Below are 22,755 nucleotides of genomic sequence, written 5' to 3' on the forward strand. Positions count from 1 at the left end.
CAAACGGGTCGGTTCAATGCGAAAGAAGGAAACGCGAAAAGCGAACCGTTTCGTTTCCCTGACCGGCCAGAGCGGCCGTCCCGCCGGGCCCGATGCCCAGCGCGTCGCAGGCCACCAGCCGGTCGCCGTCCCAGATCGACGGCAGCGACAGCGCGGCGCGGAAGGGCGGGGCGTCTTCGGGCTTGTCGCCCGCCTGCGCCCAGCCGTCCTCGCCCAGCGCGCGGACGGTCAAGCCCTTGAAATCGGGCGCTGAAATCCGCCACCGCCCATCCCAGAGCGCGGTATCCCCGACCACGCCCGTCAGACCGGCGACCGCGGCATATTCGCGGAAGATCGTCCAGCGGCCGCGCAGGAACTGAAGCTCGCATCCATGCAGCGTGCCGCCGCCACCGCCGGTCATGCGTTGGCGCAGCGCCTCCAGCGCCTCGGCGCGGGGGCCGTAGTCGGCCCCCGAGACATATCGCAGCGCCGCGTTCAGAAGCCGCCTTTGGGTCGTCGCCTCGACCGGGCCGTGCCAGTCGGGATCGAGCATCAGGATGCCGTGCGCCGCAGCACCGCTGTCGCGCCAGATCTGTTCGGCGCGGATGGCCAGCACGAAACGGTCCTCGCGCAGGCGCTCTGCGGTGGCGGCAAGGGTCGCGGCCCCGATGCCTTCGTCCTGCAAGAGCGCGAGCAGCCGGCGCATCCGGACGCGGCCATAGGCCGAGTCCTCGTTCGAGGGGTCCTCGACCCAGCGGCCCTTCAGAACGGTGAGGTAATGGCGCAGCTCGGTGCGGGTCATGTCCAGGCAGGGGCGCAGCACCTCGAACCATTCCGAGCGCGCGCCGCCGGGCCGGTCGCCGGCGATGTCGGTCGCGGGCAAGGGGTCGCCCATGGCGCGGACGCGCCGGCGCGGGGCCATGCCCGCCAGCCCGTCTACGCCCGAGCCGCGTTCGAGCCGCATCAGAAAGGTTTCGGCCACGTCGTCCTGGGTGTGGGCCATCAGCACATGCCGGATGCCGCCGCGCCAGCGGTCGATGAGATCGAGCCGCGCGCGGCGCGCGGCGTCCATCTTGTTGCCCGCGCCGTCCCAGTGCCAGCGCAGGGTGGCATGCGGATGCCCGAGGGCGCGCACCTCCTCGGCCACGAGCGTGGCCTCCTCGGCACTTTCAGGGCGCAGACCGTGGTCGATGGTGACGACCCAAAGCCGGACGCCCCAGGCCCGGGTCCAATTGTGCGCCAGCGTCAGCATCGCCATGCTGTCGCCGCCGCCGGAGACCGCAAGCGCGATGTCGGAGGGAAAATCCGGGCCGAGCAACTGGCCCATGGCGTCGGCGAAGCGCTGATCGAGGCTCACTGGCAGTTCAGCGCCGCCATGCTGTCCTGCGCCTCGGTGACCGCCACGTCGCCGGCATAGCGCGCGCCGACCTCGGCAAGCGTCACGCAGGCCTCGGGCACCTTGCCCAGCGCGCCCAGCGCAACGCCCAGCCGCCAGAGCGCCTCGGGGGCGGCGTCGGCCTCGGGGTAATTGGCATAGGCGTCGAGATAGCGGCGCGCCGCTTCGCGGGTGTCGCCCGCCGCCTCCAGCCCCCGGCCCTCGCCCAGCAGCGCCGCCGCCTCGAGCGGGCCGCCCGGATAGGTCTGGCGGAAGGCGGCGAAAAGCTCGGCCGCGCGGGCGCCATCGCCGTCGTTCAGCGCCTCCTGCGCACGCATGAAGTCGGCTTCCTCGCCCACCGCCAGTTCCGTGCCCGCCGGCACCGGGCTGTCGCCGGGCAGCGGGTCGGCCGGGGCAGCCGACGGCGCCTCGGCGCCGCCCAGGCGCGGCGTGTCGCCAAGGGCGGCGATGTCGCAAGCGGGCTCGAGCTCGCAGAGGCGGAATTCCAGATCGCCGATGCGGTTGGTGCCGTCCTGGACCACGATTTCGATGCGGTATTCCAGCTCTTCGGTCTTGGCGGTGACGCGCTGCAATTCCGATTCGATGGCGTTGATGCGGTCCAGCGTGCCGCCGCTCAGCAGCACGTCGCTGGCGCCGGTGGTGCTCAGCTCGGTACGCAACCGCTGGATTTCGATGTAGAGCACCGACAGATCCTGGCGGATGTCGGCCAGCGTTTCGGCCTGCTGCGCGGGCAGGCTGCCCGCCGCAAGCGTTGCACTCAGAAGAACTGCCGCGAACCGCATGGCCCTGATCCCCTCAGCCCGTCAGGCCGCCGGCCGAAATGATCGTGACCGCGCGCCGGTTCTTGGCGTAGCACGATTCCTCGGAACAGACCTCGATCGGGCGTTCCTTGCCGTAGCTGACGAATTTCAGGCGGCTCGACGGGACGCCCCGCGCGACGAGGTATTCCATCACCGCATTGGCCCGGCGCGCGCCGAGGGCGAGGTTGTATTCCCGCGTGCCCTGTTCGTCGGCATGGCCTTCGATCACCGCGAGGTAATCGGTGTTGGTGATCAGCCATTGCGCCTGCCCATCGAGGGTGAACTGCGCCTCGGGGCTGAGCGTGGACTGATCCACCGCAAAGAGCACCCGGTCGCCCACTGTCTGCTGGAAATAGGCCGTCGAGGTCGGGTCGTTGGCGCTTCCCGGGATAATGTCCGAACCGATGCCCGCACCGGCCCCGCCACCCGCGCCCGGCCCGTTGTCGAAGCGCCCGGCATTGGTGCAGGCCGACGCCGCGAGCGCGGCCACCAGCAGCATCGTCTTGGTGAGATGTTTCATGTGTTCTGTCCTGCTCATTTTCTTTGTGCGCAGGCTAGCACAGCGCTGCCTGCTTTGAAACGACGGCTATTGCAGCGGGCCCCAGCTGGGATCGGACGCACCTTCGGGCGTGCGCACCCGGCGCAGGTTGCGACCCGAGATATCGACGGAATAGAGCGCCGAGGCCCCCTGCGCGCCCTGGGTTTCGCGTGCGAACATGATGACGCGGCCGTTTGGGGCCCAGGTCGGCCCCTCGTCGAGGAAAGACGCGGTCAGCAGCCGCTCTTCGGACCCGTCGGTGCGCATCACGCCGATATGAAAACGACCCGCGTTCTGTTTGGTAAAGGCGATCAGATCGCCGCGCGGCGACCAGACCGGCGTGCCATAGCGGCCCTGGCCAAAGCTGATGCGCGTGGCCTCGCCGCCGCTGGCGCGCATGATGTAGAGCTGCTGCACGCCCGACCGGTCCGATTCAAAGACGATCTGGCTGCCGTCGGGCGAAAAGCTGGGTGCGGTTTCGATCGAAGGCGTGTTGGTCAGCCGAGTGCTCTGCCCGGTGGCGATGTCCATCGCGTAGATATCGGTGTTCGCCCCCTGGTTCAGCGAATAGACCACCGTCCGGCCATCGGGGGCAAAGCGGGGGGCAAAGCTCATGACGCCCTGCGCGGTGTCGAGGATGCGGCTTTGCACATCGCCGACGTTGAGGACGTGAATCCGCGGAAAGCCGGTGAAATAGCTGGTGTAAAGAACCCGGTCGCCGCCGGGCGAAAAGCGCGGGGCCAGAACGATGGCGCTGCTGTCGGTCAGATACTGCACGTTGGCGCCGTCGTAATCCATGATCGCCAGACGCTTGGCGCGGCGGTCCTTGGGGCCGGTTTCCGACACAAAGACGACGCGGCTGTCGAAATAGCCGCCTTCGCCGGTGATGCGGCTGTAGACCTGGTCGGCCACCTTGTGCGCCATGCGCCGCCAGCCCTCGGGTGTGCCGGCGAATTGCATGCCCTGCCCCAGCTCCTGCCCGGCGAAGACGTCCCAGACCCGGAACTTGACCAGAACGCGGCCCGAGCCATCGACATCCACCGCGCCGGTGATCAGCGCCTGGGCGTTGATCGCCTTCCAGTCGGCGAATTGCACCGGGCTGGAAAAGCTGGTGATCTGGCTGATATGCGCCTCGCGCGGGATTTCCCGGAAAAGGCCCGTGCCGGTCAGATCCTCGGCGACGACACGGCTGATCTGGTCGGCCCATTGCTGGGCGGCGGCGCTTTCGGCGACAAAGGTCGGCACCGCATAGGGCAGCGGTTCGACCACGCCTTCGGTGATCTCGATCCGCAGCGGGCCCGAAGAGGACTGCGCCAGCGCCCCCGTCGGGGCGGTCAGCATGACAAGAGCGGCCAGGCCGAGGGCCAGCATGTTTCTCATTCTTTCCTCCCTTGAGGACTGCGCGTGCTCAATACCCTTTTCAGGGCACCATAACGCGGATTTCGGCCCAGCAAAATGCCCCTTTGCCCGGAAACCGGGCGGCGCACCGCCGGATATGAGCCGGTATGGCGCATCAGCGCAGCCGCATTTCGCTTGGGTTGAAGACCATCTCGATCTCGCGCCATTGGGCGTATTTATCCTCGGGCAGGTCGTAGCCGTCGCGCTGGCAGCGCAGGATCGCGCGGCGCGCGGCCTGGAAGGCGGTTTGCACCGCCGCGCCGGTGCCGCCCTCGGCCTCGATCATGGTCAGGCTGCCGGGCACGACGCGACCGTCGCGCTCCATCTGCATGGCCACGGTCACGGTGACATTGGCGGCCTGGCTGCCCACGTCGACGACCCAGCAGGCCTGCACCGCCAGGCGCAGCGCCTCGCGTTCGCCGCGGGTCATCGGCGGGCCCTCAGGCACATCCGCGCGCGGTGTCGTGGTGCCGCCCGAGAGCGCCGCCGCGACCGCGTCGGCCACCGCATCCGCGGTGTCGGCGGGGGCCTCGGCGGTTTCCGTCGGCGCCGAGCGGCTGGGCCGCGTGCGCGGCCGCAGCGACGCGGCGGGCGCGGCGCGCGCCGGTTCCTCGGCCTCGGTCACGATCTCGGTCGCGGCGGCCTCGGGGGCGGTGTCCTCCTCGACCGGTTCGGCCACCTCGGCGGCCTGCGGGTCGGGCGTTGTCGCCTCCTGCACCTCTTCGGCGACGGTGGTGTCGGGCTCGGGCGGGGCGACGGGCTCGGGCGCCACGCGCGGCGCGGGGCGCGGCACCGGGCGCGGCGCGGTTTCGGGTGCTGCAATGTCGGGCACCGGCGGCGGTTCGAGCACGGGCGGCGCTTCGGTCACGGGTTCCTCGGGCGGGGCCGGAGGCGCGACGGGCTCGGGCGGCGCTTCGGGCTGAGGCTCGGGCGGGGCGATCGGTTCGGGCGGCTGCGGCGAAGGTGCCGGTTCGGGGTCCGGCACGGCGGGGCTCGGCAGCGGCTCGGGCTCGGGTTCCGGTTCCGGCGCGGGCGGGGCGGCCACGTCCTGGGTGCTTTCGGGCGGCTGGGACGGCGCCGTCAGCGCCGCGAACTCCGCTTCGCTGAGCACCGAAACCTCGGTCACCTCCATCGGCGGCGGCGCGCTGCGGAAAACGCCAGCAAGCAGCGCCCAGCCGATCAGGAGCGCATGCGCGGTCAGTGAGATATAAAAGCTGCGGCTCATGTGGCCGGCCTAGCCATCCGACCCGTCAAGCGCCGGGCCGCCGATGTCGGTCACCAGACCGATCGACGCGAAGCCCCCGGCGTTCAGCGCGCCCATCACCTGGGCCACTGTCTCATAGGGGACCGACCCGTCGGCGCGCAGGAACACCCGGTCGTCGGCGCGTTCGGTCGCGATGGCGCGCAGCCGCGCGACAAGGTCGCCGCGCGCCACTTCGGTGGTCTGGATCATGATCGTGCCGTCGGCGGCGATGGTCACGGTCAGCGGTTCCTCGGCCTCGGACGGCAGCGCGGTGGCGGCGGTCTTGGGCAGTTCCACGGGCACGCCAACGGTCAGCAAGGGTGCGGCCACCATGAAGATGATCAGCAGCACCAGCATGACGTCCACAAAGGGCGTGACGTTGATTTCGGCCATCGGCTGGCTACGGCGGCCGCGACGCCCGCGTCTGCGGCCCCCTCCGCCGCCCTGGTTCATCACACCCGCGCCCATGGCTCAGGAATCCAGCTGGCGGCTGAGGATGGTGGAAAACTCGTCGGCGAAGGATTCGTAACCCGCGACGATGCGATCGCTGTCCGCGCTCAGCTTGTTATAGAACACCACCGCCGGGATCGCCGCCAAAAGGCCCAGCCCGGTGGCCAAAAGCGCCTCGGCGATGCCGGGCGCGACCACGGCGAGGTTGGTGTTCTGCTGTTCGGCGATCTCGATGAAGGCGTGCATGATGCCCCAGACCGTCCCGAAAAGCCCCACGAACGGCGCGGTCGACCCCACCGTGGCCAGCACCGGCAGCCCCTTTTGCAGCGTCTCGGCCTCTTTCTGGATAGCGACGTCCATGCTGCGGTCGATGCGCGCATGGGCGCCAGCGATCAGCCCGCCGTCGTCGCGGTGCGAGCGCCGCCATTCGGTCATGCCGGCGGCAAAGACCCTTTGCGCGCGCCCGTCCGGTTCCGCCCCGATCTGGTCGTACAATTCGTCCAGCGGCTCGCCCGACCAGAAAGACTGGTCGAAGACCGCCGCCTCTTTACGGGCGCGGCGATAGGACATCAGCTTTTCGAGGATGATGCTCCAGGACCAGATCGAGGCGAAGATCAAAAGGACCATCACCAGCTTTACCGTCAACGTGGCCCGTGCGAATAGCCCCCACATAGAGAAGTCAATCTCCTGCGCCAGGGCGAGTGTCTCTGCTTCCATAAGCCTGCTCTTTGTCTGCCGGTCGCTTTATGCTGCGCCGTTACGTCCAGTGATACAGGATTAACAGCGCAAAGGCCAACACAAGTACGTGCGCCGTGGTCTCAGTGCAGCCGACGGCGGATATTCGCCGGAAGACGGGTGACCGCGCCGGCCTCGTTGACACAGACGATCGTGACCTCTGCCTGGAACAACACATCGCCGCCGCGCTTGACCTCCTGCCACATCACCAGCCGCGCGCCGGTGACCGATTTCGTCGTGGTCTCGACGACCAGATCGTCATCGAATTTCGCGGGCGACAGGTAATCCGCCTCGACCCGGCGCACCACAAAGACGACGCCGTCCTCCTCGCGCATCGCGTTCTGGTCGATGCCCAGACCGCGCACCCAGTCGCTGCGCGCGCGCTCGATATAGCGCAGGTAATTGGCGTAATAGACGATGCCCGCCATGTCGGTGTCTTCGTAATAAACCCGCACCGGAAATCTGTGGATCATGGCACCCGCCCTCTGTTGGCCGCGACCCTAAGCGCCGGGCCTCCGCTCCGCAACCGGAGCGGCTCAGATCCCCTCGACGATCACCAGATTGGTGCGCGCCGTGCGTTCGCGGATGGCGCAAAGCGCGCGGTATTCGGGATCGTCGTACCAGGCCCGCGCATGATCCATGTCCGGAAAGGACATCACCACCGTGCGTGGCGCGTCCCAATGCCCCTCCAGCACATGCGTCGGCTGCGCCGAACTCGCCAGAAGCGTGCCGCCATGCCGCTCGAAGCTGGGCGCGAAGCCGTCCAGATAGGCCCGATAGCCCTCGGGGTCATGGATATCCAGCTGCCCGATCACATAGACTGTCATGCGCCTGCCTCCCTATTGCGGCGTGAAACCGCCTCAGCCCGGCCTATGTTGGTCCATACGCGCCACCAGCCGCAAGGCATGGCTGGGATCGCGCGCCACGGCCGGCATGACCGGATCATAAGCGGCACGGATCAGATCGCCGATCTCGGGCCGCAGGATCACCCGCCCGTCCTCCATTTGCCCCAGGGGCGAGCGATCGCGGAACGCCGTGTCCGACCACAAAAGAAAGCTCTGCACGACCTGGCTCAGCGCCAGCGTCTCGGCGGGAACGGCGCTCAGCCCGTCGTCCATGCGGAAGAACACGAAGCAGGCCTTGATCGCGCCATTGGCGTCGAAGCGGAAGAGGCGGTACTGGTTGGCCCCTGTGTCGGTCAGCCGCGCCACCAGCGGGGCCAGCCCGTCGATCAGCCGGTCGAGATCGGGAACGTCCAGCAATTCCTCCCAGTCGCGGCAAAAGAACACCATAAGGTTGGCGCCCAGTTCGGAATCGGTCTCGGACATCTCGTGCCCGGCCAGATGGCAGACCGCCTCGAAGGCGCCCTTGATCACGCTCAGGGTCTCGTCCTCCACACCGAAGACGATCGGCGCCAGCGGCCGCCCCCAGCGCGCAAAAAGGTACGCCCCGTCGGAACGCGTGAAAAACGCCGCCACGTCCTCGGGGCTCAGGTCCGACTTCATGGCTCACCTCCCAGCTTCTTCTTGGCAAAAATACTCAAATCCGACGCTCTGCCGCCGCGCCCGCGCTCAGTCGAAAAGCCCCGCCTGGCCCGGTCGCGCCGGTGCGGCCAGCCCCAGATGCGTCCAGGCCTTGTGCGCCAGCATCCGCCCGCGCGGCGTGCGCTGGATCAGCCCCTGCTGGAGCAGGAACGGCTCGATCACCTCTTCCAGCGCATCGCGGGCCTCAGACAAAGCGGCGCTCAGAGTCTCGATCCCCACCGGCCCGCCGCCATAGCTTTCCGCAATCAGCCGCAGATACCGCCGGTCCGCGCCATCCAGGCCCAGCTCATCCACGCCCAGCCGCGTCAGCGCATTGTCAGCCAGCGCCCGCGTCACCACCCCGTCGCCCTCGACCACGGCGAAATCCACCACCCGGCGCAGCAGACGTCCGGCGATCCGCGGCGTGCCGCGCGCGCGGCGGGCGATCTCACGCGCGCCGCCCGCTTCGGCGCGCACGCCCAGCTTGACGGCGTTGCGCGTCACGATCGTGTCCAGCTCGTCCACGGTGTAGAACTGCAGACGCGTCGGGATGCCGAACCGGTCCCGCAGCGGCGTCGTCAAAAGCCCCAGCCGCGTCGTCGCCCCCACCAGGGTGAACGGCTGCAACTCGATCCTGACGGTGCGCGCCGCGGGCCCCTCACCGATCACCAGATCGAGCTCGTAATCCTCCAGCGCGGGATAGAGCACCTCTTCGACCGCCGGGTTGAGACGGTGGATCTCGTCGATGAAGAGAACGTCGCGTGCCTCGAGATTGGTCAGAATGGCGGCCAGGTCGCCGGCCTTGGCCAGTACCGGGCCGCTTGTCATGCGAAAGCCAACGCCCAGCTCGCGCGCCATGATCTGCGCCAAAGTCGTCTTTCCCAGGCCCGGCGGGCCGTGAAACAGCGTGTGATCCATCGCCTCGCCGCGCTGCCGGGCCGATTGCAGGAAAACCCGCAGATTCGCCCGCGCCTCGGCCTGCCCGACGAATTCATCCAGCATCTGCGGCCGCAGCGCGCGATCGCGGTCCTCGGGCTGCCGCTCGGGGCGCAGAGCGGGATCGGGTTCCGTCATCGGGCAACCTCCTCGGCGCACCGCTCTTCAAGCCCTTGCGGCCTTTCATCGCGTCTTCCCGCCGGCTCCAGGCATGCCGCATGGATGCGAAGACGCCCAATCGGGCGGATGAGCTGCGCCATGTCCCTTACCCCTTCGGCGCCAGCAGCTTCAAGGCGGCGCGGATCAGCGTCGCGGTATCGGCCTCTGGCGTCTCGCCCGCGGCCTGCGCCACGGCGCCGGCCGCCTCGGACGGCGCATAGCCCAGATTTCCCAGCGCCGACAGCGCCTCGGCCTGCGCCGCCGCGTCCGGCGCCGGGGCCGGCGGGGCAGTCACCGGGGCCGCCGCTTCGATCACATCGTCCGCGTCGCCCGCCGCCGCCGCCACGGCCGCTCCCGCGCCCATTGCCATCACTGCAGGCGCCTTGTCCTTCAGCTCACGCACCACGCGCTCGGCCGTCTTGGGGCCGATGCCCTTGGCCGCCTTGATCGACGCGATGTCGCCAAGGGCGATGGCGCGGCCGACACCGTCGGGCCCCAACGTCCCCAGAATGGCCAGCGACGCCTTGGCCCCGATGCCCTGCACGCTCATCAGCAGCCGGTGCCATTCCTTTTCGGCCAGCGTGGTAAACCCGAAGAGCTGCAAGAGATCCTCGCGCACCAGCAGATCGGTCCAGAGCGCCGCCGCTCCGCCGGCGCCCGGCAGCGCCGCCAGCGTCCGGTCGGAACAGAACACCACATAGCCGACACCGCGCACGTCGATCAGCACGTGATCGTCGCCCTTGTATTCCACCCGTCCCGCGACACGCCCGATCATGCCCGCACCTTCAGCCTATGAACGCTCTGATGATGCACGTGGCAGATCGCGATGGCCAGCGCATCCGCCGCATCCGGACCGGCGATCTCCGTCCCCGGCAGCTGCATCCGGACCATGTGCAGCACCTGCGCCTTGTCCGCGTGGCCGACGCCCACAACCGTCTTCTTGACGGTGTTCGGCGCATATTCCCCGACGGTCAGCCCGAACTGTGCCGGAACCAAGAGCGCGATCCCCCGCGCCTGCCCCAGCTTCAGCGTCGCCGCACCGTCCTTGTTGACGAAAGTCTGTTCAATCGCGGCGGCCTCCGGCGCGAAACGGGCCAGGATGCCGCTCAGTTGCCCGTGCAGGGACAAGAGCCGCGCCGCGAGGTCCGAACCCTCGGACACGCAAACGCCGTTCGCCACGTGCCGCAAGCGGCTGCCCTCGGCGTCGATCACGCCCCACCCCAGGTTCCTCAGACCCGGGTCAATGCCAAGAATACGCATCGCTGCCCGCCGTTGTTGCTTTTCCGTCACGGGTAGCACGAAAGGCGAACAAACGCCAAGCCCCCTGTGCGCGAATGCCAAAAACGACACCACTTTCCCATAGGCGACAGCCGTCGCCCAAAATCGCCGCCGGAATGTCTGAAAGCGACACCGACAGAAGAATATTTATGTTTTGTTTACGGCATGTTAGCAGCAATTCGAGACATGCAGAAATTGCATACAACCCATGCAAAAATCCGTCTTGCGCGGCGTAATCGGCCCTCCTATCTGCGGCTGGAAAGACACGGAACTCACTTTAAGACAAGGAACGAAGATATGGCCGCTTTCGACACCTCCCGCCCCTTCGCGACCGGCGCAACCGCTGGCCGTATCGGAACCGTTATCGCCAATCTGATCGGCGCCTTTGCCGACTGGAACGACGCGCGACTGACCCGCAAGAGCCTGTCCACGCTCAGCGACCGCGAGCTTGACGACATAGGTCTCGTGCGCGGCGACATCGAGACCGTCGCCCGCCGCTTCTGAGCATTACGGCCCCGAAAACGAAAAAGCCGCGTCCCCGACAAGGGGCGCGGCCTTTTTCATGGCGCGGGCAGCTCTGGCGGCCTTGGCGTCGCGCAACCGGACTCAGACGCCCAGGGATTGCAATATGCCGGCGATCCACTGTGTCAGAGGGTCGATCTGCATCGCCCAGGCGCCGAACATCTCGAACCAGTTGCCCCCGGCCAAAGAGCTGACCTTGGCGCTGTAATCGTCCTGACCCAGACCGGCCAGCAGATACCCCTTAAAAATGAATGTAATGGCGAGCACCACGGCCAGCGAGCGGAACGAAAACCCACGCGCCTGGCTGCGCGGGTGATGTTCGATCACACCGTTCCGGTTGATCTTCGTCACATAGCCGTGCGCCAGACGACGATGCTTTTTCGTCACCTCACGGTGACGTCGATTGAACTCACGAAATGTATCGTCCATGACAGCCTCGGGTATCTTGCCCCCACAAGATGGTCACGGCATACCCGCGAATTATGGCAAAAATGCGGCAGCTTAGGCGGTTATCCCGCAAAAACGGGGTGAATTCAGTTTACTTTCTGCAACGTCAGAGTGACCCAGTCACCAATCACCTCCTCGCGGACCAGATTGATGCCATTGCGTGCATAGACCGCCACAACCTCGTCACTTTGCCGGGTGAGGATTCCCGACAGGATGGCAAAACCTTCCGGCTGCAGATGCCGCGCCATATCCGGCGCAAGATCGATCAACGGCTGTTTGAGGATATTGGCGAAGACCAGGTCGTAAGGCCCGCGCGCCGCCAGCTCTGGATGGTCGAATCCGGTCGCGACGACGCAGATCACCTTGTCCTCCAGAATGTTGGCGCGCACGTTGGCCTGCGCCACCTCGACCGCCACCTCGTCGATGTCGCCCGCGATGACCGTGTGGGGCCAAATCCGCGCAGCCCCCATCGCCAGCACCGCCGTGCCGCAGCCGATATCGGCAACGCTGCGCCCCTGGAACCCGTCCGAGGCCAGCCGGTCCAGCGCCTTGAGGCAGCCCAGCGTCGTGCCGTGATGCCCGGTGCCAAAGGCCATCGCCGCCTCGATCAGCAGCGGCTCGGACCCCTCGGGCACCTTGTCGGCGTCATGGCTGCCGTAGACAAAGAAACGCCCCGCCGGCACCGGCGTCAGTTCACGGCGCACCTTGTCGACCCAGTCGGTGTCAGGCACCTCGCTGACGACGAACTCCGCGGCGTCAAAGGCCGCCGCCAAAAGCGCCAGGCCCACCGCGTCGGGCTCTTCGGTGAAATACCCCCCCACCTCCCAGGTCCCGCTGCCGTCCTCGATCTCGAACACGCCCACGCCCGAGGGCTCGGGCGTCAGATCCTCCATCTTCTCGCCCAACGCCTCGGCGCGGGTCTTGTCGTCAAGCTTGGTGAAGGCGGTGTAGGTGGGCATATGGGGCTCCGGTGCGGCTCGCGGCGATGTGGCACACAAAGCGCCCCGACCGCAATCCTTCAGTGCACCGCCGTAGGGTGCGCGCTCTGCGCGCACCGGCCCTCACGTCACTCCGCCGGGGCCGGGGCCCAGGCCGAAAACACCGTCTCGTTGCCCGGCTCGGGATGGCGCGGAATCATCAACGCCAGCACCAGCGACACGCCCGCCATCCCCGCCGCGAGGCCAAACACCGCCGAAGGCGACACCAGCCAGAGATAGCCCAGCAGCGCGGGCAGAAACACCGCCGCGATATGGTTGATCGTGAACGCCACCGCCGCCGTCGGCGCGATGTCGCCCGGATCGGCGATCTTTTGAAAATAGGTCTTCAACGCCAGCGCCAACGCAAAGAAGAGATGATCCAGCACATAAAGACCGGCCGCCAGCAGCACCCCCCAGCCGAACCAGTAGATCCCGCCATAGGCCAGGAACACACCGATCAGGCCGATATATTCGAAGGCCAGCGTCTTGCGTTCGCCGAACCGATGCACCGCCCGGCCCATCAGCGGCGCAAAGATCATGTTGGCCAGCAGGTTGATCAGGTAAAGCGCCGTGACCTCGTGCACCTCGAACCCAAACCGCTCGACCATCATGAAGCCCGCGAAGACCACGAAAATCTGCCGCCGCGCCCCCGACATGAACTGAAGCGCGTAATAAAGCCAGTAGCGCCGCCGCAGAATGAACTTCTTGACCTGCGGATTGGGGGCCTCGATCTGCGGAATGGCGATGACGCAATAGGCCACGATGATCAGCGTCAGCCCGCCCGACACCATGTAGACGAAGTTGTAACTGAGGTTCAGCGCCTCCCAGGTCAGCACGATGGCGACATAGGCCACCAGCGTCGCCGCCGAAGCCGCCGCCACCAAGAGCCCCAGCACCTGCGGCGCGCGGTCCTTGGGCAGCCATTGCAATTGCAGCGACTGGTTCACCGTCTCGTAATAATGAAAGCCGATCGAGCTGAGCATGGTGATGGTCAGGATGCCGCCCATGGTCGGGAACCAGGCGGTGATCGCCGTCGCCACTCCCAGCAGCACGAGCGACACCATCGCCAGCGTCTGTTCGTGCAAGAACATGATCACAACGATCACGCCCACCGCCAGAAAGCCCGGGATCTCGCGCACCGTGTGCAGCCAGCCGATGTCCGACCCGTCGAACTGCGCCGCCTCGATGACGAAGTTGTTCAACAGCGCCGACCACGTCGAAAACGACAGCGGCATGGCGATGGCCATCAGGAACAAAAGCGTCACCGGCCGCTGCCAGATCGGCAGGCGGTTGGCGTCGGCAAGAGGAACGATGCGTCTCATGCCTTGGCTTTACGCCTGTTGCCGCGCTTTGGCGAGAGCCAGTCTGGCAAATTCCCCGGCCCTGTCTGACATGGATCAAGGCCAACCCGGCCTGCGCCGCGCATGAGTCGCGGCGCATCACCCGAGGAGCCGCCATGTCCCTGATCCCACTTCTCGACCTTCTGGGCGAAGGCGCGGTCGCCGCCCTTTTCGGCCTGATCAATGGCCTTGTCTTTGGCGTCGCAGCGCAGCGGTCGCGGTTCTGCCTGCGCGCGGCGGTGGTCGAATTCGCCCGCGGCGGCCTGCATGATCGCACCGCCGTCTGGCTGCTGACCTTCTCGACCGCGCTGGTCTGGGTGCAGGCGGCCCGTCTAATGGGCCTGATCGACCCGTCCGAGGCGCGCATGATGGCGGTTCCGGGCAGCTGGTCGGGCGCGGTGATCGGCGGGCTGATGTTCGGCGCGGGCATGGTGCTGGCCAACGGCTGTTCGGGGCGGCTTTTGGTGCTGGGGGCCACGGGCAACCTGCGCTCGATCGTGTCGGGGCTGATCTTTGCGGTCACCGCGCAGATGGCGCTGACCGGCTGGCTGGCGCCGCTGCGCGACCGGCTGGCCGCGCTGTCGATCACGCCGAACGGCCGCAATATCGACCTGCTGGCGGCGTTGCATTTGCCCGAGGGCACAGGCCTGGCGCTGGGGCTGGCCACGGCGCTTGTCGCGCTGGAACTGGCGCGGCGCAGCCGGATCGGCGCGGCGCGGCTGGTCTCTGCCTCGGGCGTCGGGTTCGCGGTCGCGCTGGGCTGGGGGCTGACGCAGGCCTTGTCGCAGGTCGCCTTCGACCCGGTCCAGATCGAAAGCGCCACCTTCACCGGCCCCTCGGCCAACACGCTGATGTTTTTCCTCGACCGCGGCGCGGTGCTGGAATTCGACATCGGCCTTGTCCCCGGCGTCGTGATCGGCGCCTTCCTGGCCGCCGCCATCTCGGGCGAGCTGAAATGGCAAGGTTTCGAGGGCACCGTGCCCATGCGCAACGCCATGATCGGCGCGGTGCTGATGGGCTTCGGCGGGATGCTGGCGGGCGGCTGCGCCATCGGCGCGGGCGTCACCGGCGGGTCGATCTTTGCCGCCACGGCCTTGCTGGCCCTGACGGCGATGTGGGCGGGCGGCATCGCGACGGATATCGCCCTGCGCCCGCGCGGCACGGCGGCGGTGGCCTGAACCCGCGCCGGTTTATTAAGCCAGTCAGCGCCGCCCCCAGCGCCGCCGCCAGCCGGACATCGGCCGCGAAAGCTGGCGCTCGCGCATAAAGACGAAAACACCGGCCCCGATGATCAGCGCGCAGCCCGCCCAGGTCTCGGGTGCGGGCCACTCGCCGAAGAACGCCCAGCCCCAGAAGATCGCCAGCGGCAGGCCCAGATATTCGAAAGGCGCGATCGTGGCGGCGTTGGCCATCTTGTAGGCCGCGCTCAGCGTGTAGCCGATGACCCCGGCGCAACACCCAACCACGCCAAAGACCCAGAGGTCCTCGACCGGCGGCCAGATCCACGCGCGCAGCAGGAACTTCAGGCTTTCGTTTTCGACCCCTTCGGCAAAGCGCCCGTCCCCGGCGACGACGAAGAAGAGCAGCGACACGACGGCGAACATACCCTGAATATAGACCGCCATCGCCGAGGCCGATGTCGTGACCCCCAGCCGCCGGGTCATCACCTGCATCAGCGCATAAAACAGCGCCGCGATCACCGGCAGCAGCAGGACCACCCGCGATACCCCCAGGTCCGAGGCCCAGGGTTGCTGCATGATCAGCACGCCGGCAAAGCCCACGACCACCGCGCCCATGCGCAACGGACCCACCGCTTCGCCCAGCAGCGGGATCGACAGCACCGTGATGAAAAGCGGCGCAACGAAGAAAAGCGCCGTCGCCTGGCCCAGTGGCAGCACCGCCACGGCAGCGTAAAAGGCCATATTGGCCGCCACCACCATCAACCCGCGCAGGATGTGCAGCAGCGGCGTCCGGGTGCGCAGGATGCGCAGCCCGCCCTCCATCCGCACAAAGCCGAAGGTGAACATCAACCCGATCGCCGAGCGCACAAAGACGATCTGATGCAGCGGGTAGCCCCCCGACAACAGTTTGATCAGCATGTCATTGAGCGAAATGCAAAATATGCCGGCGCAGATGAAGACGATCCCCAGCCCGGGCCGGTCGGTGTTTGGCGCTATCATGGCACTCCCTTAGCTTGTGGCCGCGGCCCCCGCCATGCCGAATGCGACATCGCAGAGGGGCTCTGCACTCGTGCACATTGCCATCCGAACCGATCCGTTTAGATTGCAGCGCTCTGATGTCAGGAGACACCCATGGCCGCAATGGTCGAAATTCGCGACGTTCACAAAATCTATGACCGGGGATTCCGGGCCCTGAACGGAGCCTCGCTCGATATCGAAGAGGGCGAGATTCTGGCCCTGCTCGGCCCCAACGGCGCGGGCAAGACGACACTGATCTCGTCGATCTGCGGCATCACCGAGCCCAGCTCGGGCACGATCCGGGTCGGCGGGCATGACGTGGTGGCCGATTACCGGCAAGCGCGCAGTCTGATCGGACTGGTGCCGCAGGAAGTCTATCTGGAGCCGTTCGAGAAGGTGCTGAACACGGTGCGGTTTTCGCGCGGTCTCTTCGGGCTGGCCCGCGACGACGCCTATCTGGAGGAGGTCCTGCGCAAGCTGTCGCTCTGGGACAAGCGCAACGCGCGGATCACCGAGCTGTCGGGCGGGATGAAGCGCCGCGTGCTGATCGCCAAGGCACTGTCCCACGACCCGAGGGTGCTCTTTCTCGACGAGCCGACGGCGGGCGTCGACGTCGAGCTGCGCCGCGACATGTGGGAGCTGGTGGCAGAGTTGAAGGCCGATGGCGTGACCATCATTCTGACCACCCATTACATCGAAGAGGCCGAGGCCATCGCCGACCGCGTAGGCGTGATCGACAAGGGCGAGATCCTGCTGGTCGAAGAGAAAGCCTCGCTCATGACCCGGATGGGCCGCAAAGAACTGCGCATCTCGCTTCAGCATCCGGTCGGTACGGTGCCAGACGCGCTGTCGGCCTACGGGCTGCGTCTGGAAGACGGCGGCGCGACGCTGGTTTACGGTTACGACATCGCCGCCCAGCGCACCGGGATCGCGCGGCTGATGGCCGATCTGGGGGCCGCAGGTCTGAACGTGCGCGATGTCGATACGGCGCAGAACTCGCTCGAGGATATCTTCGTCGGGCTCGTGGCGAAAGAAAGGGGGGCGGCATGAACTGGCAGGCCATCCGCGCGATATATACCTTTGAAATGGCGAGGTTTTTCCGGACACTGGCGCAGAGCTTCATCTCTCCGGTCATTTCGACATCGCTTTACTTCGTGGTCTTCGGCGCCGCCATCGGCAGCCGGATCGACGAGGTGGAGGGCGTCAGCTATGGCGCATTCATCGTGCCCGGCCTGATTATGCTGAGTGTCATGACCCAGGCCCTGTCCAACGCCAGTTTCGGCATCTACTTTCCGAAATTCATCGGAACGACCTATGAATTGCTGTCCGCCCCGTTGAACTTCCTCGAGATCGTGACGGGTTATGTCGGCGCCGCAGCGACCAAGGCGCTGTTTATCGGCCTGGTGATTCTGGGGACGTCGTCGCTCTTCGTCGATCTGGCGATGCAAAACCCGGCAATGATGCTGCTGTTTCTGGTGCTGACCTGCCTCAGCTTTGCGCTCATGGGCTTTATCATCGGGATATGGGCGGGCAATTTCGAACAGCTGCAACTGGTGCCGCTGCTGGTGGTCACGCCACTGGTGTTCCTCGGCGGGTCCTTCTACTCGATCTCGATGCTGCCGCCGGTGTGGCAGACAGTCACCCTGTTCAACCCGGTGGTCTATCTGATCTCGGGCTTTCGCTGGGCGTTCTTCGGCCTGTCGGACGTGCCGATCGGGCTGAGCCTGCTGGCCATCGCCGGTTTCACAGCGATGTGCCTTGGCGTGATCTGGTGGATCTTCCGCACCGGCTGGCGCATCCGGACCTGATACCAGCGCCCGGCCGGAGCGGCGTCGGAAATTTTCAAAATTTCCGATCCGTTTTCTTTGCAAGAAAACGGCGTCAGCCGCCGCGCACCGTGTCGATCATCAGCTGGACATTCTCGGGATCCGCGTCCGGCGTGATCCCGTGACCCAGATTGAAGATATGCGGCCCCTTCGAGAAGGCCTCGACCACCCGCCGGGTCTCGCGCACCAGATCGTCGCCGCCCGTGACCATATGGCGCGAGGCCAGGTTGCCCTGCACGCAGCCATCCTTCTGCACATGTTCCGCCGCCCATTCCGGCGTGACGGAATCGTCCACCGCGACGCAATCCGCGCCGGTCGCCTTGTGAAATCCGACATAGCCCTCTCCTGCCTGTCGCGGGAACACGATAACCGGCAGGCCGGGAAAGCGGGACTTCATCTCGCCGGTGATCGTCCGGGCCGGCTCGAGCGCGTAGCGGATGAAATCCTCGCCCTCAAGCGAGCCTGCCCAGCTGTCGAAGATCTTGACCACCTCGGCCCCGGCCTTCACTTGTTCCGACAGATAGTCGATGGTCGCCTCGGTCAGCCGCTCGATGATCTGCTCGAAAAGCGCCCGGTTTTCTGCTTTCAGCGCGTGCGCCGGGGCCTGGTCCGGCGTGCCGCGCCCGGCGATCATGTAGGTCGCCACGGTCCAGGGCGCGCCGGCAAACCCGATCAGCGTCGTTTCTTCCGGCAGCTCCCGGCGCAGGATGCGGATCGTTTCATAGACCGGGTTCAGCGTGTCGTGGATCATCTCGCCGCGCCCCAGCTTTTCGAAATCGGCCTGGCCGGTGATGGTCGAAAGCCGCGGCCCCTCGCCCGTCACGAACCACAGATCGGCACCCAACGCCTGGGGCAGCAACAGGATGTCTGCAAAGAGGATCGCCGCGTCGAACCCGTAGCGGCGGATCGGCTGCAGGGTCACCTCGGCCGCCAGTTCGCTGTTGTAGCACAGCGACAGGAAATCCCCCGCCTCGGCCCGCGTCGCGCGGTATTCCGGCAGATACCGGCCGGCCTGGCGCATCATCCAGATCGGCGGCGTGGGCAGCGTTTCGCCCGCCAGCGCGCGCAGGATCGTCTTGGTCATGGGAAGTGTCCTCTTTGATTTACAGTTTGGTCCAACGTCGCGCCGCATATGTCAAGCGCCCCGGTCCGCAGATCGCCCATTGTCAGGGCAAGTTGACGCGTCTAAACCTTTGATCATGACAGATTCCATGCCCACGCCCGCCGCCCCTCTGCGCATCGGCACCCGCGGCTCGCCGCTGGCGCTTGCCCAGGCGAACGAGACCCGCGACCGGCTTGCCACGGCCTTCGGTCTGCCGCACGAGGCCTTCAGCATCGTCGTGATCAAGACCACCGGCGACAGGATCATCGACCGGCCCTTGAAGGAAATCGGCGGCAAGGGGCTGTTCACCCGCGAGATCGAGGACCAGATGCTGGCGGGCGACATCGACATCGCCGTGCATTCGATGAAGGACATGCCGACGGTGCAGCCGGACGGCCTCGTGCTCGACTGTTACCTGCCGCGCGAGGACGTGCGCGACGCCTTCATCTCGCCCACGCACAGCAGCATCCGCGACCTGCCCGAGGGCGCGGTCGTGGGCACCTCGTCGCTGCGCCGCAGGGCGCAGCTGCTCAATCGGCGGCCGGATCTGAATGTGGTGGAGTTTCGGGGCAACCTGCAGACCCGGCTGAAGAAACTGGACGACGGCGTGGCAAGCTGCACTTTCCTCGCTATGGCCGGGCTCAACCGGCTGAAGATGGACGAGGTGCCCAAGACCGCCATCGACACCGGCGACATGCTGCCCGCCGTGGCGCAAGGCGCCATCGGGATCGAACGCCGCCAGAACGACGCCCGCTGCGCCGAGATGCTGGCGGCGATCCATCACAAAGAAACCGGCCAGCGGCTGGACGCCGAACGCGCCTTCCTGGCCGAGCTCGACGGGTCCTGCGAAACCCCGATCGCCGGGCTGGCGGTGCTGGACGGAACCAGCCTGACGCTGAACGGCGAGGTGCTGCGCCCGGACGGATCGGCGGCGCATGGCGGAGAGATCAGCGGAACCATCGCCGAGGGCCCCGAGATGGGCCGCGCGCTGGCGCGTCAGCTTCTCGAAGCCGCCGGGCCCGGGTTCTTCGACTGGCATGGAACCTAGAACGGCGCAGTCCCGGACCCCGTGACGTTCGGGGGCGAAGCGACCCCCTTCAATCCGACGCCGGAAGCACCTTGCCCGGGTTCAGGATGCCCAGCGGATCGAGCGCCGCCTTGATCGCGCGCATGGCCTCGATGGCGACCTTGTCCTTGCGGCGCGCCATCGATGGCAGCTTGGTCACGCCGATCCCGTGTTCGGCGGAAAACGACCCACCCAGCGCCATCACTTCTTCTTCGACCGCCTCCATGATGTTGCCCATCAGGACCGGATCGTGGCGGCTGGGCTGGACCACGTAATGCACGTTGCCGTCGCCCAGATGGCTGACCACCAGCGGCCGGCCCTCGGGGTCGATCACCTCCATCCGCGCGGCCATCCTGTCGAGGAAGACCGGCACCTTGTCCAGCGCCACGGCGATATCGTTGTTGACCGCCGGCCCCTTGGCCAGCGTCACCGGGCCGACCGCCTCGCGCCGGGCCCACATCTCGATCCGCAGCGCCTCGGTCTGGGCCACCACCGCGTCGCGTATCGCGCCTTCCTCGAAGAGGTCCGACAAAACGCTTTCCAGATAACCCACCACCGGCACCTGCCCGTCGGCGTCGGGCGTCACGTCGCGCGGGGCCAGCGCGCCGATCTCGACCAGGATGTTGATGTCATGCGGGGCGTCGAAGGGCGCGCGCGCGGAAGCGTCGTGTTCGAGATAAGCCTCGATATAAGCCCCGGACATATATTCGAACGCCTCCACCGCGCCGCCGGTCACCGTCTGCAGGCGGTTGAGCAGCTCCAGCGCGCCTTCCAGCCGCTCCACCGCGACCATCGCGGTGGCATAGGCCTTGGGCCTGGGGTGCAGTTTCAGCACCGCGCCGGTGATCACGCCCAGCTGCCCCTCGGCCCCGATGATCAGATGCTTGAGGTTCAGGCCGGAATTGTCCTTGTGCAGCTCGCTCATCAGGTTCATCACCCGGCCATCCGCCAGCACGACCTCGATCCCCAGCACCAGGTCGCGGGTGTTGCCGTAGCGCAGAACGTTGGAGCCACCGGCATTGGTGCTGAGAAACCCGCCGACCCGGCAAGAGCCCTTGGCTCCGAAGGTCAGCGGAAACACCAGCCCGTGCTGCGCCGTGGCGGTGTGAAGCTGTTCCAGCACGACGCCCGCCTCGACCACCGCCAGCCGCGCCTCGGGGCGGATTTCCAGAATGCGGTTCATCCGGTCGAGCGACATCATGATCGCGCCCTCGCCCTTGGTGCCGCCCGCCAGCCCGGTGTTGCCGCCGACCGGCACCACCGGCGCGCGATGCGCGGTGGCGACCTTCATCACCGCCGACACCTCTTGGGTCGAGCGCGGGCGCACCACGCAGAGCGGCTGCCAGATGTATTGCCCGGTCCAGTCCCGCGCCCAGGGGGCGATGTCTGCCGGGTCGGTCAGCACCTCGCCCAATGCGTCGCGAAGATCGTCGACAACGCTCATTCGGGCACCTTGAAGGTCAGCGAGGCCCAGAGGCTTTCCCAGACCGGATCGGTGTCCGAGGCCGGCTCCATCTCACGCATGACGACCGAATCCACCAGGTATTCGTGGCCCGGCTTGACCGGAAGCACCGCGCGGCCCTCGGCATCGGTGCGGTGCAATGTGGCCTCGACCGTGCCGTCCGGGGCTTTCTCGAAAAGTTCGATCTGGGTGTCGGCGCGCGGCGCGCCCTCATAAAGCACCTGCACCGGAAATCCGCCGGACAGATCGTCGGTATAGGGGTTGGCCTCTGCCACAATCTCCGTCAGCAGCCCGACCTCGCGGTCGGCGCCCGCGCCGGTCCCGACGGCGATCAGCGCCTTGCCGTAGCGCGAATACTGCTCGCGGAAGTCCGTGCGCGGCAGGCCGCGTTCGTCGTGCCGCGCCATCGCCCAGGCGAAATCCTTGTGGGTGGTGAAATTCTCGAATTTCGCCCAATCGCGGTAGGTCAGCAGGTAGTCGCGGGTCTGGTGCACCACCACCGCCAGCCCCTCGGCAGGCGCTGCCATGTTGAGCGCCGGGCGGTCGCCCGCGCGCCCCTCGACCGGCACCACCATGTCGCCCATCACCAGATCGAAGCGCCGGAAATTGGGCGGCACATAGGCATAGGCGCTGCCTTTCATGTTCTCGCCGACCCGCAGGGCCGCCGTCAGCGGCGCATCCGCCGCCACTTCATAGTTTTCCGGCTCTATCCAGAATTCATGCGCCAGTGCGGGGATGGCCCCCGCCAGAACCAGCGCCGCCGCGCCCAAGATCGCTTTCATGGCATCCTCGCTTGCAGGGCGCCCCAGTTGCCCTTTCGCACCAAAGGTAACCGCAAAAGCGGCCATTGCAACCGGCGGCTCAGCCGCCCGCCTTCAGCCGCGCCTCGAGATCCTTGGCGTAATCCGCCATCCGCACGCGGAAGCGTTTGTTGATGTTGCCACGTGCCAGTTTCATCGACTGCACCAGCAGCCGGGCCGACAGGGTCTTGGGTTGCAGATGCACGCTCATGGTGATCCGCGTCCGCGAGCGCGAGAGCGCCACGAATTCCAGTTCGGTGCGGGTTTCGAGCCCGCCGCTGATTGTCTGAAAGACCATGGCTTGCGGCGGGTCGTATTCTGTCATGGTGACCTCGGCCTCGCGCGATTTGCCGCGGAACCGGAACCTTGCGTGCCAGGCCATCCCCGGGCCCGGCGCGGTCATGTCGTCGATGCGCCGCACCTCGACGCCGCGCCGCATGACCTGCCGTTCGATCGCGTTGAAATCGCTGACGGCCGCGAAGACCCGGTCGTTGGGCGCTTCGATGTCTTCCCTGGTGGAAAATTCCATGCCTCGTTCCCTGCTCGCTTGTGTTCTGAATACAAGTATGGCGCGAAAGCC

26 protein-coding genes are annotated in these 22,755 nt (G+C 66.8%); 5 read left to right on the plus strand and 21 right to left on the minus strand.

Features of this window, described 5'->3' with window-relative positions:
- Positions 1–13: 13 nt before the first annotated feature.
- From tilS to ruvC, 13 genes are all read right to left on the minus strand, one after another.
- Positions 14–1,336: a tRNA lysidine(34) synthetase TilS gene (gene tilS / locus RXV88_RS03940; RefSeq protein WP_316290796.1), complete on the minus strand. Its 1,323-nt coding sequence runs from the start codon at positions 1,334–1,336 to the stop codon at positions 14–16.
- Entirely contained in the window at positions 1,333–2,157 is an 825-nt protein-coding gene (locus tag RXV88_RS03945; RefSeq protein WP_316290797.1) for a tetratricopeptide repeat protein, read from the minus strand. The genes tilS and RXV88_RS03945 overlap by 4 nt, the downstream gene beginning before the upstream one ends.
- 13 nt (positions 2,158–2,170) lie before the next feature.
- Positions 2,171–2,695 (minus strand): peptidoglycan-associated lipoprotein Pal, encoded by a 525-nt coding sequence (gene pal, locus RXV88_RS03950; protein ID WP_316290798.1) that lies wholly within the window; start codon positions 2,693–2,695, stop codon positions 2,171–2,173.
- A 66-nt stretch (positions 2,696–2,761) separates the two neighbouring features.
- On the minus strand, positions 2,762–4,054 hold the full coding sequence (gene tolB, locus RXV88_RS03955) for a Tol-Pal system beta propeller repeat protein TolB (RefSeq protein WP_410468797.1): 1,293 nt from the start codon (positions 4,052–4,054) through the stop codon (positions 2,762–2,764).
- 172 nt (positions 4,055–4,226) lie between these two features.
- Positions 4,227–5,336, minus strand: coding sequence for a cell envelope biogenesis protein TolA (locus RXV88_RS03960; protein ID WP_316290800.1), 1,110 nt, complete (start codon positions 5,334–5,336; stop codon positions 4,227–4,229).
- A 9-nt stretch (positions 5,337–5,345) separates the two neighbouring features.
- Complete coding sequence (tolR, locus tag RXV88_RS03965) at positions 5,346–5,822, minus strand: protein TolR (protein WP_316290801.1); 477 nt, start codon at positions 5,820–5,822, stop codon at positions 5,346–5,348.
- Between the two features lie 3 nt (positions 5,823–5,825).
- Positions 5,826–6,521: a protein TolQ gene (gene tolQ / locus RXV88_RS03970; protein ID WP_316290802.1), complete on the minus strand. Its 696-nt coding sequence runs from the start codon at positions 6,519–6,521 to the stop codon at positions 5,826–5,828.
- 101 nt (positions 6,522–6,622) lie between these two features.
- On the minus strand, positions 6,623–7,012 hold the full coding sequence (gene ybgC, locus RXV88_RS03975; RefSeq protein ID WP_316290803.1) for a tol-pal system-associated acyl-CoA thioesterase: 390 nt from the start codon (positions 7,010–7,012) through the stop codon (positions 6,623–6,625).
- A 63-nt stretch (positions 7,013–7,075) separates the two neighbouring features.
- Positions 7,076–7,366 (minus strand): DUF1330 domain-containing protein, encoded by a 291-nt coding sequence (locus tag RXV88_RS03980; protein WP_316290804.1) that lies wholly within the window; start codon positions 7,364–7,366, stop codon positions 7,076–7,078.
- A 33-nt stretch (positions 7,367–7,399) separates the two neighbouring features.
- Positions 7,400–8,044 (minus strand): hypothetical protein, encoded by a 645-nt coding sequence (locus tag RXV88_RS03985; protein ID WP_410468796.1) that lies wholly within the window; start codon positions 8,042–8,044, stop codon positions 7,400–7,402.
- Positions 8,045–8,110: 66 nt separating this feature from the next.
- The gene (gene ruvB, locus RXV88_RS03990) at positions 8,111–9,136 is read right to left on the minus strand and encodes a Holliday junction branch migration DNA helicase RuvB (RefSeq protein ID WP_316290805.1); all 1,026 of its coding nucleotides are present in this window, start codon (positions 9,134–9,136) and stop codon (positions 8,111–8,113) included.
- A gap of 127 nt (positions 9,137–9,263) precedes the next feature.
- On the minus strand, positions 9,264–9,932 hold the full coding sequence (ruvA, locus tag RXV88_RS03995) for a Holliday junction branch migration protein RuvA (RefSeq protein WP_316290806.1): 669 nt from the start codon (positions 9,930–9,932) through the stop codon (positions 9,264–9,266).
- Positions 9,929–10,417 carry a crossover junction endodeoxyribonuclease RuvC gene (gene ruvC / locus RXV88_RS04000; RefSeq protein WP_316290807.1) on the minus strand — a complete coding sequence of 163 codons (489 nt, stop codon included), beginning with the start codon at positions 10,415–10,417 and terminating at the stop codon, positions 9,929–9,931. The genes ruvA and ruvC overlap by 4 nt, the downstream gene beginning before the upstream one ends.
- A gap of 315 nt (positions 10,418–10,732) precedes the next feature.
- On the opposite strand from ruvC, the gene RXV88_RS04005 reads away from it, so the two are divergent.
- Positions 10,733–10,939, plus strand: a complete 207-nt coding sequence (locus tag RXV88_RS04005) for a DUF1127 domain-containing protein (protein WP_316290808.1) — start codon at positions 10,733–10,735, stop codon at positions 10,937–10,939.
- 102 nt (positions 10,940–11,041) lie between these two features.
- Here RXV88_RS04005 and RXV88_RS04010 read toward each other — a convergent pair whose 3' ends face one another.
- The 3 genes from RXV88_RS04010 to RXV88_RS04020 form a co-directional block, all read right to left on the minus strand.
- Entirely contained in the window at positions 11,042–11,386 is a 345-nt protein-coding gene (locus tag RXV88_RS04010) for a hypothetical protein (RefSeq protein ID WP_316290809.1), read from the minus strand.
- 104 nt (positions 11,387–11,490) lie between these two features.
- Positions 11,491–12,363 carry a 50S ribosomal protein L11 methyltransferase gene (locus tag RXV88_RS04015; RefSeq protein WP_316290810.1) on the minus strand — a complete coding sequence of 291 codons (873 nt, stop codon included), beginning with the start codon at positions 12,361–12,363 and terminating at the stop codon, positions 11,491–11,493.
- A gap of 107 nt (positions 12,364–12,470) precedes the next feature.
- Complete coding sequence (locus RXV88_RS04020; protein ID WP_316290811.1) at positions 12,471–13,703, minus strand: MFS transporter; 1,233 nt, start codon at positions 13,701–13,703, stop codon at positions 12,471–12,473.
- A gap of 134 nt (positions 13,704–13,837) precedes the next feature.
- Here RXV88_RS04020 and RXV88_RS04025 point away from each other — a divergent pair, with 134 nt between their 5' ends.
- Positions 13,838–14,899 carry a YeeE/YedE family protein gene (locus RXV88_RS04025; RefSeq protein ID WP_316290812.1) on the plus strand — a complete coding sequence of 354 codons (1,062 nt, stop codon included), beginning with the start codon at positions 13,838–13,840 and terminating at the stop codon, positions 14,897–14,899.
- A 24-nt stretch (positions 14,900–14,923) separates the two neighbouring features.
- Here the strand turns inward: RXV88_RS04025 and RXV88_RS04030 are convergent, their stop codons facing one another.
- Entirely contained in the window at positions 14,924–15,901 is a 978-nt protein-coding gene (locus tag RXV88_RS04030; RefSeq protein WP_316290813.1) for a DMT family transporter, read from the minus strand.
- A 132-nt stretch (positions 15,902–16,033) separates the two neighbouring features.
- Here RXV88_RS04030 and RXV88_RS04035 point away from each other — a divergent pair, with 132 nt between their 5' ends.
- Both RXV88_RS04035 and RXV88_RS04040 read left to right on the plus strand, forming a co-directional pair.
- Positions 16,034–16,969 carry an ABC transporter ATP-binding protein gene (locus tag RXV88_RS04035; RefSeq protein ID WP_316290814.1) on the plus strand — a complete coding sequence of 312 codons (936 nt, stop codon included), beginning with the start codon at positions 16,034–16,036 and terminating at the stop codon, positions 16,967–16,969.
- Positions 16,966–17,727, plus strand: a complete 762-nt coding sequence (locus RXV88_RS04040; protein WP_316290815.1) for an ABC transporter permease — start codon at positions 16,966–16,968, stop codon at positions 17,725–17,727. The genes RXV88_RS04035 and RXV88_RS04040 overlap by 4 nt, the downstream gene beginning before the upstream one ends.
- Positions 17,728–17,800: 73 nt before the next feature.
- Here RXV88_RS04040 and hemE read toward each other — a convergent pair whose 3' ends face one another.
- A complete protein-coding gene (gene hemE, locus RXV88_RS04045; RefSeq protein WP_316290816.1) occupies positions 17,801–18,829 on the minus strand; it encodes a uroporphyrinogen decarboxylase in 1,029 nt (342 codons plus the stop codon).
- Positions 18,830–18,944: 115 nt separating this feature from the next.
- On the opposite strand from hemE, the gene hemC reads away from it, so the two are divergent.
- Positions 18,945–19,895: a hydroxymethylbilane synthase gene (gene hemC / locus RXV88_RS04050; RefSeq protein ID WP_316290817.1), complete on the plus strand. Its 951-nt coding sequence runs from the start codon at positions 18,945–18,947 to the stop codon at positions 19,893–19,895.
- Positions 19,896–19,944: 49 nt separating this feature from the next.
- Here hemC and RXV88_RS04055 read toward each other — a convergent pair whose 3' ends face one another.
- From RXV88_RS04055 to RXV88_RS04065, 3 genes are all read right to left on the minus strand, one after another.
- Complete coding sequence (locus tag RXV88_RS04055) at positions 19,945–21,357, minus strand: FAD-binding oxidoreductase (protein WP_316290818.1); 1,413 nt, start codon at positions 21,355–21,357, stop codon at positions 19,945–19,947.
- On the minus strand, positions 21,354–22,157 hold the full coding sequence (locus tag RXV88_RS04060) for a DUF4198 domain-containing protein (RefSeq protein WP_316290819.1): 804 nt from the start codon (positions 22,155–22,157) through the stop codon (positions 21,354–21,356). Before RXV88_RS04060 ends, RXV88_RS04055 begins: the two co-directional genes overlap by 4 nt.
- A gap of 79 nt (positions 22,158–22,236) precedes the next feature.
- Positions 22,237–22,704: an SRPBCC family protein gene (locus RXV88_RS04065; protein ID WP_316290820.1), complete on the minus strand. Its 468-nt coding sequence runs from the start codon at positions 22,702–22,704 to the stop codon at positions 22,237–22,239.
- Positions 22,705–22,755 lie beyond the last annotated feature (51 nt).

It is taken from the genome of Aestuariicoccus sp. MJ-SS9, from assembly GCF_032586235.1.
Classification (GTDB): domain Bacteria; phylum Pseudomonadota; class Alphaproteobacteria; order Rhodobacterales; family Rhodobacteraceae; genus Aestuariicoccus.

Bases quoted from the DNA above. Each gene is read 5' to 3' on its own strand.
- RXV88_RS03945 (WP_316290797.1), bottom strand. From the start codon at position 2,157: ATGCGGTTCGCGGCAGTTCTTCTGAGTGCAACGCTTGCGGCGGGCAGC.
- pal (WP_316290798.1), bottom strand. From the start codon at position 2,695: ATGAAACATCTCACCAAGACGATGCTGCTGGTGGCCGCGCTCGCGGCG.
- tolB (WP_410468797.1), bottom strand. From the start codon at position 4,054: ATGCTGACCGCCCCGACGGGGGCGCTGGCGCAGTCCTCTTCGGGCCCG.
- RXV88_RS03960 (WP_316290800.1), bottom strand. From the start codon at position 5,336: ATGAGCCGCAGCTTTTATATCTCACTGACCGCGCATGCGCTCCTGATC.
- tolR (WP_316290801.1), bottom strand. From the start codon at position 5,822: ATGGGCGCGGGTGTGATGAACCAGGGCGGCGGAGGGGGCCGCAGACGC.
- tolQ (WP_316290802.1), bottom strand. From the start codon at position 6,521: ATGGAAGCAGAGACACTCGCCCTGGCGCAGGAGATTGACTTCTCTATG.
- ybgC (WP_316290803.1), bottom strand. From the start codon at position 7,012: ATGATCCACAGATTTCCGGTGCGGGTTTATTACGAAGACACCGACATG.
- RXV88_RS03980 (WP_316290804.1), bottom strand. From the start codon at position 7,366: ATGACAGTCTATGTGATCGGGCAGCTGGATATCCATGACCCCGAGGGC.
- RXV88_RS03985 (WP_410468796.1), bottom strand. From the start codon at position 8,044: ATGAAGTCGGACCTGAGCCCCGAGGACGTGGCGGCGTTTTTCACGCGT.
- ruvB (WP_316290805.1), bottom strand. From the start codon at position 9,136: ATGACGGAACCCGATCCCGCTCTGCGCCCCGAGCGGCAGCCCGAGGAC.
- ruvA (WP_316290806.1), bottom strand. From the start codon at position 9,932: ATGATCGGGCGTGTCGCGGGACGGGTGGAATACAAGGGCGACGATCAC.
- ruvC (WP_316290807.1), bottom strand. From the start codon at position 10,417: ATGCGTATTCTTGGCATTGACCCGGGTCTGAGGAACCTGGGGTGGGGC.
- RXV88_RS04005 (WP_316290808.1), top strand. From the start codon at position 10,733: ATGGCCGCTTTCGACACCTCCCGCCCCTTCGCGACCGGCGCAACCGCT.
- RXV88_RS04010 (WP_316290809.1), bottom strand. From the start codon at position 11,386: ATGGACGATACATTTCGTGAGTTCAATCGACGTCACCGTGAGGTGACG.
- RXV88_RS04015 (WP_316290810.1), bottom strand. From the start codon at position 12,363: ATGCCCACCTACACCGCCTTCACCAAGCTTGACGACAAGACCCGCGCC.
- RXV88_RS04020 (WP_316290811.1), bottom strand. From the start codon at position 13,703: ATGAGACGCATCGTTCCTCTTGCCGACGCCAACCGCCTGCCGATCTGG.
- RXV88_RS04025 (WP_316290812.1), top strand. From the start codon at position 13,838: ATGTCCCTGATCCCACTTCTCGACCTTCTGGGCGAAGGCGCGGTCGCC.
- RXV88_RS04030 (WP_316290813.1), bottom strand. From the start codon at position 15,901: ATGATAGCGCCAAACACCGACCGGCCCGGGCTGGGGATCGTCTTCATC.
- RXV88_RS04035 (WP_316290814.1), top strand. From the start codon at position 16,034: ATGGCCGCAATGGTCGAAATTCGCGACGTTCACAAAATCTATGACCGG.
- RXV88_RS04040 (WP_316290815.1), top strand. From the start codon at position 16,966: ATGAACTGGCAGGCCATCCGCGCGATATATACCTTTGAAATGGCGAGG.
- hemE (WP_316290816.1), bottom strand. From the start codon at position 18,829: ATGACCAAGACGATCCTGCGCGCGCTGGCGGGCGAAACGCTGCCCACG.
- hemC (WP_316290817.1), top strand. From the start codon at position 18,945: ATGACAGATTCCATGCCCACGCCCGCCGCCCCTCTGCGCATCGGCACC.
- RXV88_RS04055 (WP_316290818.1), bottom strand. From the start codon at position 21,357: ATGAGCGTTGTCGACGATCTTCGCGACGCATTGGGCGAGGTGCTGACC.
- RXV88_RS04060 (WP_316290819.1), bottom strand. From the start codon at position 22,157: ATGAAAGCGATCTTGGGCGCGGCGGCGCTGGTTCTGGCGGGGGCCATC.
- RXV88_RS04065 (WP_316290820.1), bottom strand. From the start codon at position 22,704: ATGGAATTTTCCACCAGGGAAGACATCGAAGCGCCCAACGACCGGGTC.